A 17,769-nucleotide genomic window follows, 5' to 3' on the forward strand; every position below is an offset into this window, starting at 1 on the left:
ATGATCAACAGCGTGCTGCGACCATGGATGTGGTGTGTATGGGTAAGCTTCATTATCAGCTTCAGTGTGCCTGTCAGTTATGCTCAATCCGAACCCACGCAGTTATCTTATTTGGTCGAATCTGAACAACCATTGAATCTCGACAAAGTCATGGCGCTACCGACAAGTGCCTGGCAAACCGTAGCAGATAACGAAGTATCTTTTGGTTACACCACGCAAGTTCATTGGTTCACCGCGCAATTCAACGCAGCGACCCATGACCGTGTGCTACACATTGGCTATCCGTTATTGGATGACCTGCAGCTTTACTTTGTGCGCAATGGACGAGTGATTGCTGAGCAACGCCTCGGTGATCATCAGCCCTATCAACAACGCCCCATTGATCATAAAAACTTTGTTGTGGAGTTGCCCGATCAGCAGGCCTTGACGGTGTATATGCGGGTGCGCACGGAGAGCTCCATGCGCTTCTCGTTTCAGTTGTGGCAGCCGATTGAGTTTCATCAACAGCAGCAATACTTGGCCGCCGCTACGGCGTTATATTTTGGCTTATTGCTGTGTATGGCGGTGTATAACTGTTTCAGTTTCGGGGTAACGCGTGACGTATCGTTTTTAAATTATGCCGCTTACATCGTCAGTATTGGCTTGTTGTTGGCAGGCCTCGATGGCACTGGTTATCAATACTTGTGGCCAGACTCACCGTGGTTACAAGATCGTATAGTCACGATGATTGGCAGCTTAGTGTTTATCTTTGCGACCCAAGTGGCGGCACAAGTATTGCGCACCCGCGAACGTAGCCCTAATTTGCATCGCGCGTTACGGATTGCTCAGGGTGTTTACGCCATTATTTTTTCAGCGAGTTTATTATTTTCCTACTCCACCATTATTCCGTATGTCTTGGTGGCCGCGGTAGTAGGCTGTATGCAGCTGATGCTCACCGGTATCATTTTGTGGCGTCGTGGTCTGAACTACGCGCGAATTTATACCCTCGCCTTAGGTTGTTTGCTGTTCGCCATATCGTGCAACGCGCTGGGTTATTTGGGCTGGTTTGATTCAATTTTTATCCAACGCTACGCTATTATGCTGGCTTCGGCGATTGAAATTATGCTGCTGTCGTTGGTGCTAGCGATTCGTTTTAATGACGATCGCCGCCATCGCTTATTGGCCGAACAACGGCTCAATAGTGAGTTAGAGCAAATGGTGCAGCAGCGTACTCAAGAGCTCGAACAAGCTCTCGAGCAATTGCACGTCGCCAACGTTGAACTCGACAAGAAAAGTAAGCAAGATCGGCTAACCGGCTTATTCAACCGCGGCTACATGGACGAAGAGCTGCCACGTGAGATACGCCGTGCTAAACGTAATGGCCAAGACCTCACGCTGATGATGTTAGATATAGACCATTTCAAAGCGCTCAATGACGAGTATGGGCACTTGCTAGGTGATGCGGTGCTGATCAAGTTAGCTGAGTCGCTACAAAACTTTACCCAGCGCGGTGGCGATCGGGTATTTCGCTACGGTGGTGAAGAGTTTGCTATTTTAATGCCGGGTACTGACGAGGCTGGCGCGCGTGAGACAGCCATGCGACTGGCTGAAGTGATCCGTAGCATGCCGATTGAACATCGTGCTATGCAATTGCACATTACCGTCAGTATTGGCATCGCGGTATACTATGCGGCGACTACCGAAGTAACGCCTGAAGCCTTTATTGGCGCCGCCGACGATGCGCTTTATCGGGCTAAAAATGCCGGTCGCGACCAAATTCGTTTTGCCCGCATTGAAGCGCCATTTCAATGACTAACACAGTAGTGAGATAACTCATGCAACATACTAGCCAGTTCCCCTATCGGCGTTTGCGGCGGCTTCGTCGACACGATTTTAGTCGTCGTTTAGTTGCTGAAAACCAGCTATCTGCAGCCGATTTAATCTATCCAATGTTCGTGCTACCAGGTCAGCAGCAACGCCAGCAAGTGGCTTCAATGCCGGGTGTCGAGCGCTTGTCTATCGATTTGTTAGTGGCTGAGTGCCAACAGGTGTATGCCTTGGGTATTCCCGTGGTGGCTTTGTTCCCGGTGACCCCGGCCAACGATAAATCACTCACTGCTGATGCCGCATGGGATGACAACGGCTTAGCCCAACAAGCGGTGCGAGCCATTAAGGCGGCTGTACCTGAATTAGGCGTGATGACTGACATTGCCTTAGATCCGTTTACCAGTCATGGCCAAGACGGCATTATCGATGAGCACGGTTATGTGCAAAATGACATCACCATTGAAGCCTTGGTGAAGCAGGCGTTGAGCCATGCTCGTGCTGGTGCTGATATTGTGGCGCCGTCAGACATGATGGACGGGCGTATTGGTGCTATTCGCGAAGCACTCGAGGAGCACGGCTTTGTGAATGTGCAGATTATGGCCTATTCAGCCAAGTACGCGTCGGCCTTTTATGGGCCGTTCCGTGATGCCGTGGGTTCTGCCGGCAATCTCAAAGGCGGCAACAAAAAAACCTATCAAATGGACCCAGCCAACAGTGATGAAGCCCTGCATGAGGTAGCTCTCGATATCGATGAGGGTGCTGATATGGTGATGGTGAAGCCGGGCATGCCGTATTTGGATATTGTACGGCGTGTTAAAGACACCTTTAAAGTGCCAACCTTTGCCTACCAAGTGAGTGGCGAATACGCCATGATGCAAGCGGCCATAGCCAATGGCTGGCTCACTGATGAGGTGATTTTGGAGTCATTACTGGGTTTCAAACGCGCCGGTGCCGATGGTATTTTGACTTATTTTGCTAAAGTCGCGGCGCAAAAACTCAAGCAGCAGGCCTAGACTGTTGAACTAAACCAGCGGGCGTAGCGCGAGTTGCTGCGCCAAACCCTCGCGTAGCGCACCTTGTGCCAATTCAATACGGGTAATCGGCAAGTGCTGCATGATTCCGCATAAAATAGCCAGCCCACCCATAAACACCGCTTGGCGGTCTTTGCGAATACCCAGCCGCCCCAGTTTCTGACACTGGCCAAGTTGTTGTGCGCGCACCACCACATGGTCGAGCCAAGCGGCTTCAATGGCTTGGCAGTTGTCGCGTTGCAGAATATCGTAAAGCGCCCGGAAGGTGCCCGAGGCACCCACCACGGTTTGCCACGGGTAGCGCTGAAATTGTGTGCTCAACGGCGCGACTAGTTGCGCCGCTGCAGCGGTGGCCTGCTGCATGGCCTCGGCAGTGATTTCACCATCGGCAAAATAGCGATTTTGCCAAATCACACAACCCATGTTGAGGCTTTCGAGGTAATGCGGGACCACGCCATTACCGGCGATCATTTCGGTACTGGCACCACCAATGTCGAGGACCAGCATGGCCTGCTCAGAATTGGCCATGGCTGCGGTGGCGCCTTGATAGATCAGCTCAGCTTCGGTATGGCCGCTAATTAATTCAATGGGAACCCCAAGAGCTTGTTCAAAGGCCTGAATCACAGCCGCATTGTTGCTGGCTTGACGCAGTGCTGCGGTAGCAACACAGCGAATGTGCTGCACATGACCGCGGGCGAGGTAGTTACGAAAACCACTGAGGCATTCAACACCGCGATCAATAGCGGCTTGGTCGAGTTCGCCGTTGGCTTGCAGGCCATCAGCTAAGCGCACTTTTTGGCGCTGGCGCGCCAAAATTTTGTAACCGCCATGGGTTAAGCGTTGCGCCAGCAGCAAATGAAAGCTATTCGAGCCTAAATCAATTGCTGCCAGACGCGTCGCATTGGCCATTGCGCTTACCGCGATGAGCCTTGTCGGTTACCACCGCCACTGCGGCGTTGGTTATTGCCACCGGTACGACGGCCACCACGACCACCACGACGGTTTTGACTACCGCTATGGCGTGGTGTGCGTAAATCAGTCAATAAGGCTTCTGGAGCGTACTTAGACACCGGAATAGCGTGACCAATGTACTCTTCGATAGCTGGCAAATTGTAGACATACTCTTCGCAGGCCAAGTTAATGGCTTTACCGCTAGCACCCGCACGACCAGTCCGGCCAATACGGTGCACGTAGTCTTCAAAATCATCGGGCAAATCGTAATTGAATACGTGGCTGACTTCAGGAATATGCAAACCGCGCGCCGCAACATCGGTGGCGACTAAAAAGTCCAATTCGCCTTCGGTAAATTGGTCTAGAATTTTCAGCCGTTTGCGCTGTGCTACATCACCGGTCAGTAAACCAACACGATGGCCATCGGCTTCAAGCCATTGATAGACTTTTTCGCAGGTATGCTTGGTATTGGCAAAAATAATCGCTTTGTCTGGCCATTCTTCTTCAATCAGGGTCAGCAATAACTTAATCTTGTCTTGCTTAGACGGATAGAACAGCTCTTCGCTGATGCGGGCGCCCGTCTTTTGCAGCGGCTCCACTTCAACCTTGGTTGGCGAGTTCATGTAATCGTATGCCAGTTCCTGCACCCGTTGTGACAAGGTGGCCGAAAACAACATACTTTGGCGTTCGCCAGCAGCCGGCATTTTCGCTAGCATGTAGCGAATGTCTTTAATAAAGCCCAAGTCGAACATACGGTCGGCTTCATCGAGTACCACCACTTCAATTTTGTCGAGTTGGTACACGCCTTGCTTGTAGTAATCGATCAAACGGCCAGTGGTACCGATTAAAATATCGACCCCTTGTTCAAGCCGTTGGCGCTGGCTCTCGTAACCTTCGCCGCCGTAGATCACGCCAATTTTCACGTCGCAATGATTGGCCAACAATTCGGCATCGTTAGCGATTTGAATCGCCAACTCACGGGTGGGCGCCATGATGATGGCACGCGGATAGCGTGCCTCGCCTTGCCGCGGCTTATTCAATAAGGTGGTGAAGGTGGCCACTAAGAAGGCCATGGTCTTGCCGGTGCCAGTTTGTGCCTGGCCGGCTACGTCTTTTCCGATTAGCGCAATCGGTAAACTGAGCGCTTGGATTGGCGTACATTGGGTAAAGCCCGCGCCATTCAAGGCAGCAAGCACCTGCGGGTGCAGGTCGAGATCGGCGAAGCGTGTCTCTGTTAAGTGTGTTTGACTCATAGGGTAAGCATATCAGTTTGCGCTAGCATTCAAAAACAGAAATAATAGGGCCATATTACGAGCCAACTAGTATTTCAACCAAATTCCGATGCGGAGAGTATCATGAGTGACAAAATTGTTCAGCTAAGTGATGAAAGTTTTGAGGCCGATGTTTTAAATTCAGAAAAACCAGTGTTGGTTGATTTCTGGGCTGAGTGGTGTGGTCCGTGCAAAATGATCGCGCCAATCTTAAACGCCACTGCTGACCAGTACGGTGACAAGTTGACGATTGCCAAACTGAACGTTGACCACAACAACCAAACGCCACAGAAATACGGTATCCGTGGTATCCCAACGCTGTTGTTGTTCAAAAACGGTGAATTGGTAGCGAACCACACTGGCTTGTTGTCACAAACTCAATTGGCTGAGTTTATCGACCGCAACATTTAAGCGGTGACTGAGCCGCATCCACCCCTGGGTGCGGCTACATTTATTGGTTTTGCGCAAAAAAGTGACGAAAAACTGGACGTTTTCAGTATTCGGTGGTACTTTTTCTGCATTGCATGTCTATCAGGGGCCAGCCATACGGCCGCTAAATAATCGAATCCCAACCGATTTCTCAACCTAACCCTTTGTATCCATTGGTCACTTAAAAAGTATTAACCCCTCATGAATCTGACAGAACTTAAAAATACTCCAGTCAATGAACTGGTCAAACTCGCCGATGAAATGGGCCTCGAGTCTATGGCGCGTGCGCGTAAACAAGACATTATCTTTGCCATCTTGAAGGCGCATGCCAAAAGCGGTGAGGATATATACGGTGATGGTGCCTTAGAAATTCTGCAAGATGGCTTTGGCTTCTTGCGCTCAGCCGACTCCTCGTACTTGGCTGGTCCTGACGATATCTACGTGTCGCCGAGTCAAATTCGCCGTTTCAACTTGCGCACCGGTGATACCGTATCCGGCAAAATTCGCCCGCCGAAAGAAGGCGAGCGTTACTTCGCGTTATTGAAGGTCCGCGAAGTCAACTACGACAAGCCAGAGAACTCGCGTAACAAGATTTTATTTGAAAACTTAACCCCATTGCATGCCGACGAGCGTCTGCGCATGGAACGTGGTAACGGTAGTACCGAAGATATCACCGCACGAGTACTCGACTTAGCCTCACCAATCGGCAAAGGCCAACGTGGTTTGATTGTCGCACCGCCCAAAGCCGGTAAAACCTTATTACTGCAAAACATTGCCCAATCGATTGCCTATAACCACCCTGACTGCGTACTGATGGTGTTACTGATCGACGAGCGCCCAGAAGAAGTGACCGAAATGCAGCGCTTGGTAAAAGGCGAAGTGGTGGCGTCAACCTTTGATGAGCCAGCCAGCCGTCACGTGCAAGTGGCCGAAATGGTGATTGAAAAAGCCAAGCGCTTAGTTGAGCACAAAAAAGACGTAGTGATTTTGCTTGACTCGATTACCCGTTTAGCCCGCGCCTACAACACCGTCATTCCAAGCTCAGGTAAAGTGCTGACCGGTGGTGTTGATGCTAACGCCCTGCATAAACCAAAGCGCTTCTTTGGTGCCGCCCGTAACGTCGAAGAAGGTGGTAGCTTAACCATTATTGCTACCGCGCTGATTGATACCGGTTCAAAAATGGACGAAGTGATTTACGAAGAGTTTAAGGGCACCGGTAACATGGAACTGCACTTGAACCGTAAAATTGCCGAAAAACGGGTATTCCCAGCTATTGATATCAACCGTTCAGGTACCCGTCGCGAAGAACTGCTGACTACCCCAGAAGAACTTCAGAAGATGTGGATCTTACGTAAAATCGTGCACCCAATGGGTGAAACTGAAGCGATTGAATTCCTCATTGATAAGTTACAGATGACCAAAACCAATGATGAGTTCTTTGACATGATGAAGCGTCAGAAGAGCTAATCATGCGTGCTTTCGGTGGTTTTACGCTGATCAGTGTGGCACTAGCAGCAATGCTTAGTGCCACCAGCGCAGCCGAAGATAGTGCCGCCACTGTGGCGGCCAACGCGGCCGGTTATCGCGCTAGTTTTACCTGCAGTGCGCTATTCAATGCGAATAAATCCCTCGACCAAATCCAACAGCATGAACTGACCGGCATTTACCCGCAGCTACAACCGTTGGTGAACGATTCAACTGCGGTGATTGATTACACCGCTAAAATTGTGGCGGTGCGTTACAGCGACACCATGCCACCACGCTTTGCCGTATGGCGGCCGCAGCTTGGTTGTGTGCAACTGCCAGTGGGTGCCGATATTAGCGCCATTGAGCAACTGCCGCTGTTGGCCCAGGCTAAATCTGCGCCAGCCGCTGATTCAGGGTTACCCTGGCAAACTCGGGTAGCACCCAACAGTAGCAGCGGCAATGCAGCACTGGACCAAGTCATCACACAAGCCTTCAGTCAACATTATGGTGCCGGCGCACGCACTTCAGCGGTGTTAGTGGCCACCCCTGAGCAGATTCTTGCTGAGCATTATCTCGATGGCTTTACCCCAACCACCTCGCAGCGTACTTGGTCAGTAGCAAAGAGCATTGGCGCCAGTATTATTGGTGTGGCGGTGCAACAAAAGTTGCTCACCGTGCAGCAACCTGCGGGCTTAGCGAACTGGTCGTCAGCCCTTGACCCACGCCAGCAAATTACCCTTGAACACCTGTTACATATGGCCTCAGGGCTTGATAGTCAAGTTGCCGGCAACCGCACTGACCGAGTTTATTTGGGCGGCGGTTTAGTCAGTGATACCGCCACCGAAGCGGCCCTGGAAGCGCAGCCGGGCGCGCGCTGGAAGTATGCTAACAACGACACCATGTTAGTGGGCCGAGTATTGCGTGAACAGTTTGCCAGTGCCGACGCCTATTTACAGTTTGTGTTTAGTCAGCTGATTAACAAACTCGGCATGCAACACACTTTTTTAGAGACCGATTGGCAGGGTGACCTAATCATTTCATCGCAAGTGTGGACCACCGCGCGTGATTTAGCGCGTTTGGGTATCCTGCACCTGCAAAATGGTCAGTGGCAGGGCGAACAAATTCTGCCGCTAAACTGGCTAGCCTACATAAGCACTCCCGCCCCGGTGCAACCGCCACGGGTCAACAGTGTTGGCCGAGCTACTCCCGGTTATGGCGCCCAATGGTGGCTATTTGATCAGGGTTTTCCCGGCTTACCGAGCGATACCATTGCTGCGCGTGGTAACCGTGGGCAATATTTATTTGTGATCCCTTCGCGTAATTTAGTCATAGTAAGACGCGGCTACGACCTAGCAGGTGAGCCACCGTTCCGTGAGCACGAATTTGCAGCCGATGTGCTGAACGCGCTCGATTCTGTTGCGCAGCCGTGAGACTTTGCTGGTGAAATATACTGATCTACGTGATTTCATGGCGCTGCTTGAGCAGCGCGGTGAGCTCAAACGTATTCCGCAAGAGATCGACCCCTATCTTGAAATCACTGAAATTTCTGATCGCACGCTAAAGGCTGGCGGCCCGGCATTGCTGTTTGAGAACGTCAAAGGCCACAGTATTCCGGTGCTGGCCAACCTATTTGGTACCCCAGAGCGAGTGGCATTAGGTATGGGGCAAGAATCGGTTGCGGCGTTGCGCGAGGTTGGGCAATTACTGGCATTTTTGAAAGAACCGCAGCCGCCGAAAGGCTTTCGTGATGCCCTCAACCTGTTACCGATCTACAAAAAGGTATTGAGCATGTCGCCCAAGGTGCTGAAAAAAGCACCGTGCCAAGAAGTGGTGCTCAGCGGTGATGCGGTGGACCTGACCCAACTGCCGATTCAGCATTGTTGGCCAGGTGATGTGGCGCCATTAATTACCTGGGGCCTGACTGTTACCCGTGGGCCGCACAAAGAACGCCAGAACCTCGGTATCTATCGGCAACAGTTATTAGCCAAGAACAAAGTCATTATGCGCTGGTTATCGCATCGCGGCGGTGCCCTCGATTTTCAAGAGTGGCAACGTCAGCATCCCGGCGAGAACTTCCCCGTATCGGTGGCTTTAGGTGCAGACCCGGCTACCATTTTAGGGGCGGTGACACCGGTTCCCGATAGCTTGTCTGAGTACGCTTTTGCCGGCTTACTGCGTGATGGCAAAACTGAAGTGGTGCAATGCGTCAGCAACAATCTGCAAGTTCCTGCGCACGCCGAAATTGTGCTTGAAGGGTACTTAGCGCCGGGTGAAATGGCTCCCGAAGGCCCCTACGGTGACCATACCGGTTACTACAACGAAGTCGACCACTTTCCGGTATTTACCGTCACCCACATCACTATGCGTAAACAGCCGATTTATCACAGCACCTATACCGGCCGGCCACCTGATGAGCCAGCGGTGCTCGGGGTTGCTTTGAACGAAGTGTTTGTGCCGTTGCTGCAAAAGCAATTCCCAGAAATTAGCGATTTCTATCTACCGCCTGAGGGCTGCTCATATCGCGTGGCGATTGTCACCATGAAAAAGCAATATCCGGGCCATGCCAAACGCGTGATGATGGGGGTATGGTCGTTCTTGCGGCAGTTTATGTACACCAAATTTGTGATTGTCTGTGACGACGATATTAATGCCCGTGATTGGAAAGATGTGATTTGGGCCATGACCACGCGGATGGACCCAATGCGCGACACTACGATGATTGCCAATACCCCGATCGACTATCTGGATTTCGCTTCGCCGGTATCGGGCTTAGGCTCCAAGATGGGAATGGACGCCACTAATAAATGGCCGGGTGAAACCGACCGTGAGTGGGGCGTACCCATTGTCATGGACAGCAACGTACAACAGCGCGTTGACGCGTTGTGGGATGAATTAGCCATTTTTAGTCAGGATAAACCGCAATCATGAAACAACTGCAGTGCCACGTGAGTGTCTGTGAACAACTTACCCCGATGGTCTATCGGCTGGTTTTAGATTTGCCCGAAGCGCTGTCTATCCGCGCCGGTAGCTATTTGCAGGTAGTCATGAGTGAACAGGATAAGCGGCCGTTTTCGATTGCCAGCGCGGCGGGTCGCCAGCACCAGTTTGAGCTACATATTGGCGCCACCGCCGACAACCCCTATGCCTATGAAGTGATTCAGCAGGTACAACAGCAGCAACGCTTAACCATTGAAGCGCCGCTCGGTGCGGCATGGTGGCGTGGTGATAGCGTGCGGCCGCTGATTTTAGTCGCTGGCGGTACTGGCTTCTCGTACACCTGGTCGATTTTACAGTCGCATCTCGCGGCGGCTAAAACGCAGCCCATTACGCTGTATTGGGGAGTGCGTAGCGAGGCCGACCTGTATGCGCATCAACAGCTAATACAGTTAGCCGAGCAGCACAGCAATTTCTCCTATCGACCAGTGGTTGAGCATGCCAGCGACAGTTGGCACGGCGCGCAAGGCTTGGTGCATTTAGCGGTACTGGCGGAACAAACTGATCTCGCTGAAGCCGATGTGTATGTCGCTGGCCGCTTTGCCATGGTGCGAGTGGTACGTGATAGTTTTCATGCGCAAGGCTTGCCGCTGACACAATTGTATGGCGATGCCCTCGCGTACCTGTAAACCCAGCAATATTTCTATTCCGCCCGCAAGCTGATATACTGCGCGGGCATTACCAAGGGGTGCCACGACCGATAGGTCTCGGCTGAGATGCAACTGCAAACCCTTTGCACCTGATCCGGTTAATACTGGCGTAGGGATGGTAGCTTACACTCCATTTTAAGACCTGCCCGACCGGATTATTTCTGAGCTTTTTTAAAGGAAATGATCCATGTTCTCACGTATTTCTTGGTGCCTCGGCGCCACTGTTTTAACCCTGATACCGCTGGCTCACGCACAATCTGACAGCACCGCTGATGAGCGCGCAGTTGAACGTATCACCATTCAAGGCACCTTTCGTAGCATGGCCATTAATGAGGCCCCCACTAGCGTGTCGGCACTGAATGCTGAGCAGCTTGAGCAACGTGCTGCGCTGCATCTTGAAGATGCGCTGAATGCCTTGCCTAACGTCAATTTTTCCGCTGGCAGTTCACGCGCGCGGTTTATTCAAATTCGCGGTATTGGCGAGCGTAGCCAGTTTGTTGACCCGATTAACCCATCAGTGGGGCTGTTAATTGACGGTATTCAATACAGTGGCTTAGGCCAAGCCGCTCAGCTGTTTGATATCAGTCAAGTGGAGGTCTATCGCGGCCCACAAAGCGGTCGCTTTGGTGCCGATGGCCTTGCCGGCATGTTGGTGCTCGAGAGCACGCGGCCTAGTAGCGAGGGCAGCGGCGTGTGGCAGTTAGGCGCGGGTAATTACGGTTTACGGCAGGGTGGCTTGGCCGTAGGTGGTGGCCTCGGTGCTTTGGGCAGCGCGCGCTTTAGCGTGTTTCAAAATCGCGACGACGGCTTTACCGAAAATACCTTCTTAGGCCGCGATGATACCCAGCAACGTTCAGAGCGCATGGCACGACTGAATGTATTTAGCGATATTGGCCAGAACTGGCAACTGCGTACTACCCTGCATGCCTACCGCCAAGATAACGGCTATGACGCATTTTCTCTCGATAATACCAGGCAAACGCTGTCGGATCAGCCTGGCGAAGATGACTTAAGTTTACGAGCTGCACGGCTGGCCGCCAGTTACAGTGGCTGGCAGGGTAGCGAACTGCAGTTGGCAAGCAGTTGGCTCAGCGCCGACAGTACCTATAGTTTTGATGAAGATTGGTCGTTTGAGGGGATCGCGCCAGGTTGGGAATATGTGTCATTTGACCAGTATCTGCGTGAGCGTAGCGACCGCACTTTTGAGGCGCGCTGGTTGAGTACTGTGCCAAGTCAGTGGTTTGGCGTACCAACAGACTGGCTGGTTGGCTTTTATCATTACGCCCGCGATGAACAATTACAGCGTGGCAGTTTTGCCAGCGACTATGACAACCGCCATAACGCTATCTATGGTGAGCTAGAGCTGCAGCTTGATCGGCACTGGCAATTCACCCTGGGGGGTCGGGTTGAGCATTACCGTAACCCGTATAGCGATAATAACACCGTTCAAGCGCGTCCGAGCGACACCATGTGGGGTGGCCGCGCAAGCCTATCCTACCTCGCTGACAATGGCGCTTTGTGGTACGCCACCTTGGCTCGCGGCTATAAAACCGGTGGTGTGAATGGTGAGGCCATTGGCCGTGCTATCGACAAACAACTTCCCGATGTCACTGATTTCTTGCAGACTCGCACCACCTTCGCGCCGGAGCTTCTCAGCAGTATAGAAGTTGGCTACAAGTGGGCTAACGCGGAGCAAACTCAGCAATTGACGGTGGCAGCTTTTGCTCAATATCGCGATGATGTGCAGCTGAAAGGCTGGATCAATGAGCAACAAACTTTTGTCGGCTACATTGAGAATGCCGCCAGTGGCCGCGTCAACGGCCTTGAGTTAGAGTGGCGTCAGCAGCTTAACCAGCAGTGGTTATGGTTTGCCAGCCTGGGTTTGCTAGACAGTGAAATGCAAGGCTATATCACCCAAGATGGCATGGACATGAGCGGGCGGGAATTGGCCCATGCGCCAAGCTATACGCTGAATACTGGGCTACAATGGCAAGTCTCTGAGGCTCTCCTATTTAGCATTCAGGCGGATGGTAAAGATCGGTTTTATTATTCCGATTCACATAACAGCCAAAGCCAAGCGATTACCCTGTTGCACGCCAGCCTGGCCTGGCAGCTCGCTGATTGGCAAATTGACCTATGGGCACGCAATCTGACCGACCGTGATTATGGTGTGCGCGGCTTCTTTTTCGGTAACGACCCGCGTATTGAGTATGCTTCACGTACCTATGAACAATTTGGCGAACCACGGCGCTTTGGTGTTACCTTTAGGCATCAGTTTTAAACGCGCGCCGGCGCTCAAGGACAGTGTAAATGGCTTGGATTATTGAACAGCTGGCACAGACCAGTCCCATTGAGGGGCTGGCACTGCTGTTGGCGTTAGCCTATTTGCTGCTAGCAGCGCATCAGTCGCAGTGGTGTTGGTTGGCCGCCGCCGTCAGTTGCAGCATTTATGCCGAACTGATGTGGAGTGCACGGCTGTATATGGAGGCCGGCTTGCAAGTGGCTTATGTTGTGCTCGCCGGTTACGGTTGGTGGCAATGGCAATATGGTGCTGGGCAGCAGCCTGCCGCGCAGCAATCAGGCTTTAGTTGGCGTTGGCATGCGCTGATGTTGCTACTAATGTCTAGCATCAGCACCCTAGTCGCGCTGTTATTGACACGCTACACTGATGCCGAAGCAGTTTGGTTAGATAGCTTTACGACCGTATTTAGCCTATTTGCTACCTGGTTACTCACCCGTAAACTGTTCTCCAATTGGCTGTATTGGTTGGTGATCGATGCGGTGTACGTGTACCTATACGCGAGTAAAGGATTTGTTGCCACCGGTGGGCTATACGCAGGCTATTTGCTGCTGGTACTCTACGCCATGTGGCAGTGGCAACGACAACAACAAACGGAACGCGCATGTTGCAGCAGTGGTTAGAACATTTACCGATTCACGGCGTGGTCGAAACGGCACCGTTGTTGCGTGGTGTGGCTAACGATGTGTATCAACTGACGGCAATGAGCGGTACCTATGTACTCAAACATTTTCGTTTTGACCACCCTTATGGGCTCGACCGCAACCAAGAAGTCAGCGTACAACAGCAACTGGCTGAAGTGGGCCTAGCGCCACAAGTACTGCATCATGACCCGGTACAAGGGCTGCTGTTACAGCCGTACATCACCAGCCCAGATTTGTTGCATGCCAAACTCAGCATGACCGCTAAACTACAAATTTTAGCCGATGTCAGCGCCCACATTCATCGTATGCAAATTGACGTCACTATTTGGTCGCTACGCAATCGGCTGCAACGCTATTGCGATACTTTGGCACGCTTTGATGCCGACCGTGCCAAGCAGTTTGAGCGGCGGCTTCAAAAACAGCGCAAGCTCATTGATAGTTTTGGCAGTCACCCGGTGTTCTGTCACAACGATCTCGCCTTTCATCACGTGTTTGTGGCGGCGCAACCGCTGGTCATTGACTGGGAATATTCAGGCTTGGGCGAGCGTTATTTTGATCTGGCCAGCAGTATTCAAGTGAATCAGCTTTCAGAAAGCCAAATGCGCGCCTTTTTGCATGCCTACGAGGGTGCTGCTGGCTTTACCGTCAATACCACCGTGCTCGCCGATTGGCTAGCGCTGGTAGCACTGACTAGTCAGCTGTGGTACGAGCTGCATCATCATTTGCAAAAGCAGCTGTAACTACAGGTATAAAAAAGCCCGCACCAGGCGGGCTTGATCATATATTCAGCGTATTACTTGCCTTTAATGGTGCCATAGAGGCCAATCAGCACCGCTGCTGCACCGCCAATCAAATACCACATAGCGTTGTCGGTGGGTTCACCGGTGACCGCTCGGGTGACATCTGAGGCCGTTGAGTTATAAGCTTCCCAACCGAAGTACAGCAAGATAGCGCCGGCGACCAAAAGCACAATTCCGATCATTTTGTTCATCGCGTATTTCCTTGTTATGACTGTTATGGTTTGGTTACTACCCACTCAGCATAACAAAGAAATAGCTATTGGCTACAACAAATTGTTTAGTGACCAAGATAAGCGTTCAGCATCCAGGCAGTTTTTTCTTGTGCCTTAATGTAATCACTCATCAAGCTTGCGGTACCTTCATCGCCTTCGGTATTGGCAATATCGAGGATTTCGCGCTGCAATTTAATGATCACTTGATAGCTATCCAAAATGGCTTTGACACACGCCGCGCCATCGCGAACATCTTTCTCTTCAACAATGTCGCTGTTTTCAATGTAGGTTGAATAGGCGTGCTGTGGACGCTGACCAAGGGTCAGAATACGTTCTGCCACTTCGTCTACCTTCATCAGCAGATCATTGTAGGTTTCTTCAAACTTGGCATGCAGCTGGAAAAACTCTTTACCTTTCACGTTCCAGTGAAAGCCACGCACGTTCATATAGAAGATCTGATAGTTGGCTAGCAATTTATTGAGCTTAGTCGCGAGCTCGCCAGCCGACTTCTGTTGCAGACCAATCACATTAAGTTGTTGCATAGAGCACTCCTTGTCGTTGTGGTTTGAATTAAATATGGGGACATTATCCCCATTTTCAAGGTCAAAAAACCAACAAATTAAGGCGATTGCGACTATCGGGTGAGGCTATTGAACCCGCTCAACGGGCAAATTGCTCCAGTTTACCGTCGCGAATATGCTCTTCACCGCGCTGTTTGGCGAGCTGGATTTGCTTCTCGCGTTCGGCAAAACGCGCCTTCTGCTCAGCGCTGGTTTTATCGTGACAATGTGGGCAACTGACGCCTTTAACATAGTGCTCTGAAGCCATTTCGTCTGCGGTGATTGGCATGCGACAGGCATAACACTGATCATAGTCACCTTGCACTAAGCCATGACGAACGGTGACGCGCTGGTCAAATACAAAGCAATCACCCTGCCAGGTACTGTCCTGCTCGGGCATTTCTTCGAGGTATTTTAAAATGCCGCCTTTGAGGTGATAGACCTCGTCAAAGCCTTGCTGTTTTAAATACGCAGTGGATTTTTCACAACGAATACCACCGGTGCAGAACATTGCGACTTTTTTGTGTTTGCTTGGGTCTAGGTGCTGCTGCACGTACTCGGGGAATTCCCGGAAGCTGTCGGTACAGGGGTTGATCGCCCCCTCAAAGGTTCCCACCGCAAACTCGTAATTGTTACGGGTATCAATCAGTAATACCTCTGGGTCACGAATCAACGCGTTCCAGTCTTTGGCCTCAACATAGGTGCCGACGATATTTTTCGGGTCGACCCAATCCACACCCATAGTGACGATTTCTTTTTTCAGCTTCACTTTAGTGCGGTAAAAGGCTTGGCTGGCGCTGGGTGACTCTTTGTGCTCGAGATCAGCAAATTCTGGACGTGAGCGCAAAAATGTGAGCACCTGGTCTATGCCATCGCGGGTGCCACAAATGGTGCCGTTAATGCCTTCACGGGCCAATAGCAGAGTGCCTTTGACGGCGTTATCAATTAAACATTGGTAGAGTGGCTCGCGGTACTCGGCAAAATCATTGAGTTCCACAAACTTATAGAGTGCGGCGCAAATATACATCAGTTGTTCCTTTTGGCGGTTCGGATCGCAAATCCGAGGTCAAAAATTGCGCCCATAGTTTAGCATGAAATTATGGTTTGAGCAGCTCCTGCAAGCGTTGTAATAGAGCCTCGCTGTCAAGCCCATGATGCTGGCCTATTGCCAGCGCCTGCTCGGCATCAGCACCCTGATACCAGGCGGCATGCAGGGTCAGCATCGCGGCTGCACGATTGCCACTGGAGCAATGCAAAAGTGCCTGCTGGCCGTCAAGAGCACGCAATACCTGATCTAACTGCGCGACATTTTCACGGCTCAACTGATCACCACCGCTCACTGGAATATGGTAATAGGCCATGCCCGCCGAAGTAGCCCAACTAGCCTCTTCTGGCAGTGCATCATCACGAAAGTTAATAACGGCGGTGACACCTTGGCGCGCCAACAACTGCAGATGTTCGGCACTTGGCTGAGCCGCGCTTAAATGCGCGCTGCCGCGTTTAAAATTCTCCAGCGTTGATAAATCCGTGATGGTCGAATCGGAGACTTGCGCATAAGCGCTGATCGGTACTAGTGTTAGACTCAGTAAAAGTAATGTAAACGTCAGTTGTTTCATGGCAATTTTTTCGCTTCGTAGTAAATTGTCCGGACTATGGTCATCATCTTGAGCGGAGTTTTTGTACGATGCAAGTTAAACCAATGGCTTTTGCCCAGTGCCTAGCTATCGCAGCTGTGGCCTTGACCGTTGCTGGCTGTGACAGCGAGCCAGCGCAACCGCAGCAATGGGTCTATCATTGTGGTGCACAACCTATCATGGTGACCGACATGGGCTCGGAGTCCATCGATGTGCTGCAAGATGGCACTACCTTTCGCTTAGTGGCTACCTCTGCGGCATCGGGTACCCGTTACGTTAGTGCCGATCAGCAGGTGGAATTTTGGAGCAAAGGCCATGAGGCGACCTTTAACCAACAAGGTAACGCGCTGCCATTATGTATTTTAGATGGCCACCTGCCGAGTGAGTTTACGGCTCGCGGTAATGAGCCAAGCTGGCAACTCAGCAGTACCGAATTGAGCCTGCAAGAAACCCGTGATACCACGCCACGCCAATGGCTACTACACGATGCCAAAGGGCACGCGGTGGAACTGACAGCGCGTCATTGTGTGGATAGCATGAGCGGGCGTTATTATCCTTACCAAGCACGCTATAGCCGCGGCGATGAGCAGCTAGTCGGCTGTGCTGGCGATAGTCAGCGCTTACTCGCCGGCTCCAACTGGCAGTTAGTCGGCAATTTTAGCGATGCTACGCGGCCGCTGCTGCAATTCGGTAGCGACAACTCGGTCACTGGATTTACTGGCTGCAACAATTTTCGCGGTAGCTACCAGCTTAGCCCAGAAATCTTTGCTTTTGACCCGCTAGCGATTACCCGCAAGGCCTGTGAAACGGAAGTCATGGCGGCTGAACACGACTTTTTACGTCAGCTTTTAGAGGTTGAACAATTTAGTTTTGATGCTGATGGGCGGTTACAACTGCACCCACGCGGTGCTGAATTGTTAGTGTTGGAAAAAACTAGCGCGCCGAAAGCTTAACGCGACACATTCTGTCGCAAATCGTTGCTAGTCTGAACGTGCATGTTTGGGTAGGATGAAGCCATGCA

Annotated in this window: 17 protein-coding genes and 1 riboswitch; of the genes, 11 read left to right on the plus strand and 6 right to left on the minus strand. The window is 51.6% G+C overall.

Features of this window, described 5'->3' with window-relative positions; all coding sequences use genetic code 11:
• Both EFO84_RS01545 and hemB read left to right on the plus strand, forming a co-directional pair.
• Positions 1–1,791, plus strand: a complete 1,791-nt coding sequence (locus EFO84_RS01545; protein WP_127346303.1) for a sensor domain-containing diguanylate cyclase — start codon at positions 1–3, stop codon at positions 1,789–1,791.
• Positions 1,792–1,814: 23 nt separating this feature from the next.
• Positions 1,815–2,819: a porphobilinogen synthase gene (gene hemB, locus EFO84_RS01550; protein ID WP_127346304.1), complete on the plus strand. Its 1,005-nt coding sequence runs from the start codon at positions 1,815–1,817 to the stop codon at positions 2,817–2,819.
• Positions 2,820–2,828: 9 nt separating this feature from the next.
• Here the strand turns inward: hemB and EFO84_RS01555 are convergent, their stop codons facing one another.
• Positions 2,829–3,746 (minus strand): Ppx/GppA phosphatase family protein, encoded by a 918-nt coding sequence (locus EFO84_RS01555; RefSeq protein ID WP_127346305.1) that lies wholly within the window; start codon positions 3,744–3,746, stop codon positions 2,829–2,831.
• Positions 3,747–3,751: 5 nt separating this feature from the next.
• Positions 3,752–5,041, minus strand: a complete 1,290-nt coding sequence (gene rhlB / locus EFO84_RS01560) for an ATP-dependent RNA helicase RhlB (RefSeq protein ID WP_127346306.1) — start codon at positions 5,039–5,041, stop codon at positions 3,752–3,754.
• A 102-nt stretch (positions 5,042–5,143) separates the two neighbouring features.
• On the opposite strand from rhlB, the gene trxA reads away from it, so the two are divergent.
• The 8 genes from trxA (at position 5,144) to EFO84_RS01600 (ending at position 14,282) form a co-directional block, all read left to right on the plus strand.
• The gene (trxA, locus tag EFO84_RS01565) at positions 5,144–5,470 is read left to right on the plus strand and encodes a thioredoxin TrxA (protein WP_127346307.1); all 327 of its coding nucleotides are present in this window, start codon (positions 5,144–5,146) and stop codon (positions 5,468–5,470) included.
• Between the two features lie 219 nt (positions 5,471–5,689).
• On the plus strand, positions 5,690–6,955 hold the full coding sequence (gene rho / locus EFO84_RS01570; protein ID WP_127346308.1) for a transcription termination factor Rho: 1,266 nt from the start codon (positions 5,690–5,692) through the stop codon (positions 6,953–6,955).
• Positions 6,956–6,957: 2 nt separating this feature from the next.
• Entirely contained in the window at positions 6,958–8,385 is a 1,428-nt protein-coding gene (locus EFO84_RS01575; RefSeq protein ID WP_127346309.1) for a serine hydrolase domain-containing protein, read from the plus strand.
• Positions 8,386–8,395: 10 nt separating this feature from the next.
• The gene (gene ubiD, locus EFO84_RS01580) at positions 8,396–9,883 is read left to right on the plus strand and encodes a 4-hydroxy-3-polyprenylbenzoate decarboxylase (protein ID WP_127346310.1); all 1,488 of its coding nucleotides are present in this window, start codon (positions 8,396–8,398) and stop codon (positions 9,881–9,883) included.
• Positions 9,880–10,578 (plus strand): NAD(P)H-flavin reductase, encoded by a 699-nt coding sequence (fre, locus tag EFO84_RS01585; RefSeq protein ID WP_127346311.1) that lies wholly within the window; start codon positions 9,880–9,882, stop codon positions 10,576–10,578. Before ubiD ends, fre begins: the two co-directional genes overlap by 4 nt.
• Before the next feature lie 45 nt (positions 10,579–10,623).
• Positions 10,624–10,732: riboswitch (TPP riboswitch) on the plus strand.
• 54 nt (positions 10,733–10,786) lie between these two features.
• Entirely contained in the window at positions 10,787–12,880 is a 2,094-nt protein-coding gene (locus EFO84_RS01590) for a TonB-dependent receptor (protein WP_127346312.1), read from the plus strand.
• Between the two features lie 29 nt (positions 12,881–12,909).
• Positions 12,910–13,521 carry a nicotinamide riboside transporter PnuC gene (pnuC, locus tag EFO84_RS01595; RefSeq protein WP_127346313.1) on the plus strand — a complete coding sequence of 204 codons (612 nt, stop codon included), beginning with the start codon at positions 12,910–12,912 and terminating at the stop codon, positions 13,519–13,521.
• Positions 13,503–14,282 (plus strand): phosphotransferase, encoded by a 780-nt coding sequence (locus EFO84_RS01600; protein WP_127346314.1) that lies wholly within the window; start codon positions 13,503–13,505, stop codon positions 14,280–14,282. Before pnuC ends, EFO84_RS01600 begins: the two co-directional genes overlap by 19 nt.
• Before the next feature lie 53 nt (positions 14,283–14,335).
• Here the strand turns inward: EFO84_RS01600 and EFO84_RS01605 are convergent, their stop codons facing one another.
• From EFO84_RS01605 to EFO84_RS01620, 4 genes are all read right to left on the minus strand, one after another.
• A complete protein-coding gene (locus tag EFO84_RS01605) occupies positions 14,336–14,533 on the minus strand; it encodes a DUF3185 family protein (protein ID WP_127346315.1) in 198 nt (65 codons plus the stop codon).
• An 86-nt stretch (positions 14,534–14,619) separates the two neighbouring features.
• On the minus strand, positions 14,620–15,096 hold the full coding sequence (locus EFO84_RS01610; protein WP_127346316.1) for a Dps family protein: 477 nt from the start codon (positions 15,094–15,096) through the stop codon (positions 14,620–14,622).
• Between the two features lie 118 nt (positions 15,097–15,214).
• Positions 15,215–16,141, minus strand: coding sequence for an oxygen-dependent tRNA uridine(34) hydroxylase TrhO (gene trhO / locus EFO84_RS01615; RefSeq protein ID WP_127346317.1), 927 nt, complete (start codon positions 16,139–16,141; stop codon positions 15,215–15,217).
• A 70-nt stretch (positions 16,142–16,211) separates the two neighbouring features.
• Complete coding sequence (locus EFO84_RS01620; protein ID WP_127346318.1) at positions 16,212–16,730, minus strand: protein tyrosine phosphatase family protein; 519 nt, start codon at positions 16,728–16,730, stop codon at positions 16,212–16,214.
• Positions 16,731–16,798: 68 nt separating this feature from the next.
• On the opposite strand from EFO84_RS01620, the gene EFO84_RS01625 reads away from it, so the two are divergent.
• A complete protein-coding gene (locus EFO84_RS01625) occupies positions 16,799–17,701 on the plus strand; it encodes an META domain-containing protein (protein ID WP_127346319.1) in 903 nt (300 codons plus the stop codon).
• Positions 17,702–17,769: the final 68 nt, after the last annotated feature.

Source organism: Pseudidiomarina mangrovi (assembly GCF_003999375.1).
In the GTDB taxonomy this organism is placed as follows: Bacteria; Pseudomonadota; Gammaproteobacteria; order Enterobacterales; family Alteromonadaceae; genus Pseudidiomarina; species Pseudidiomarina mangrovi.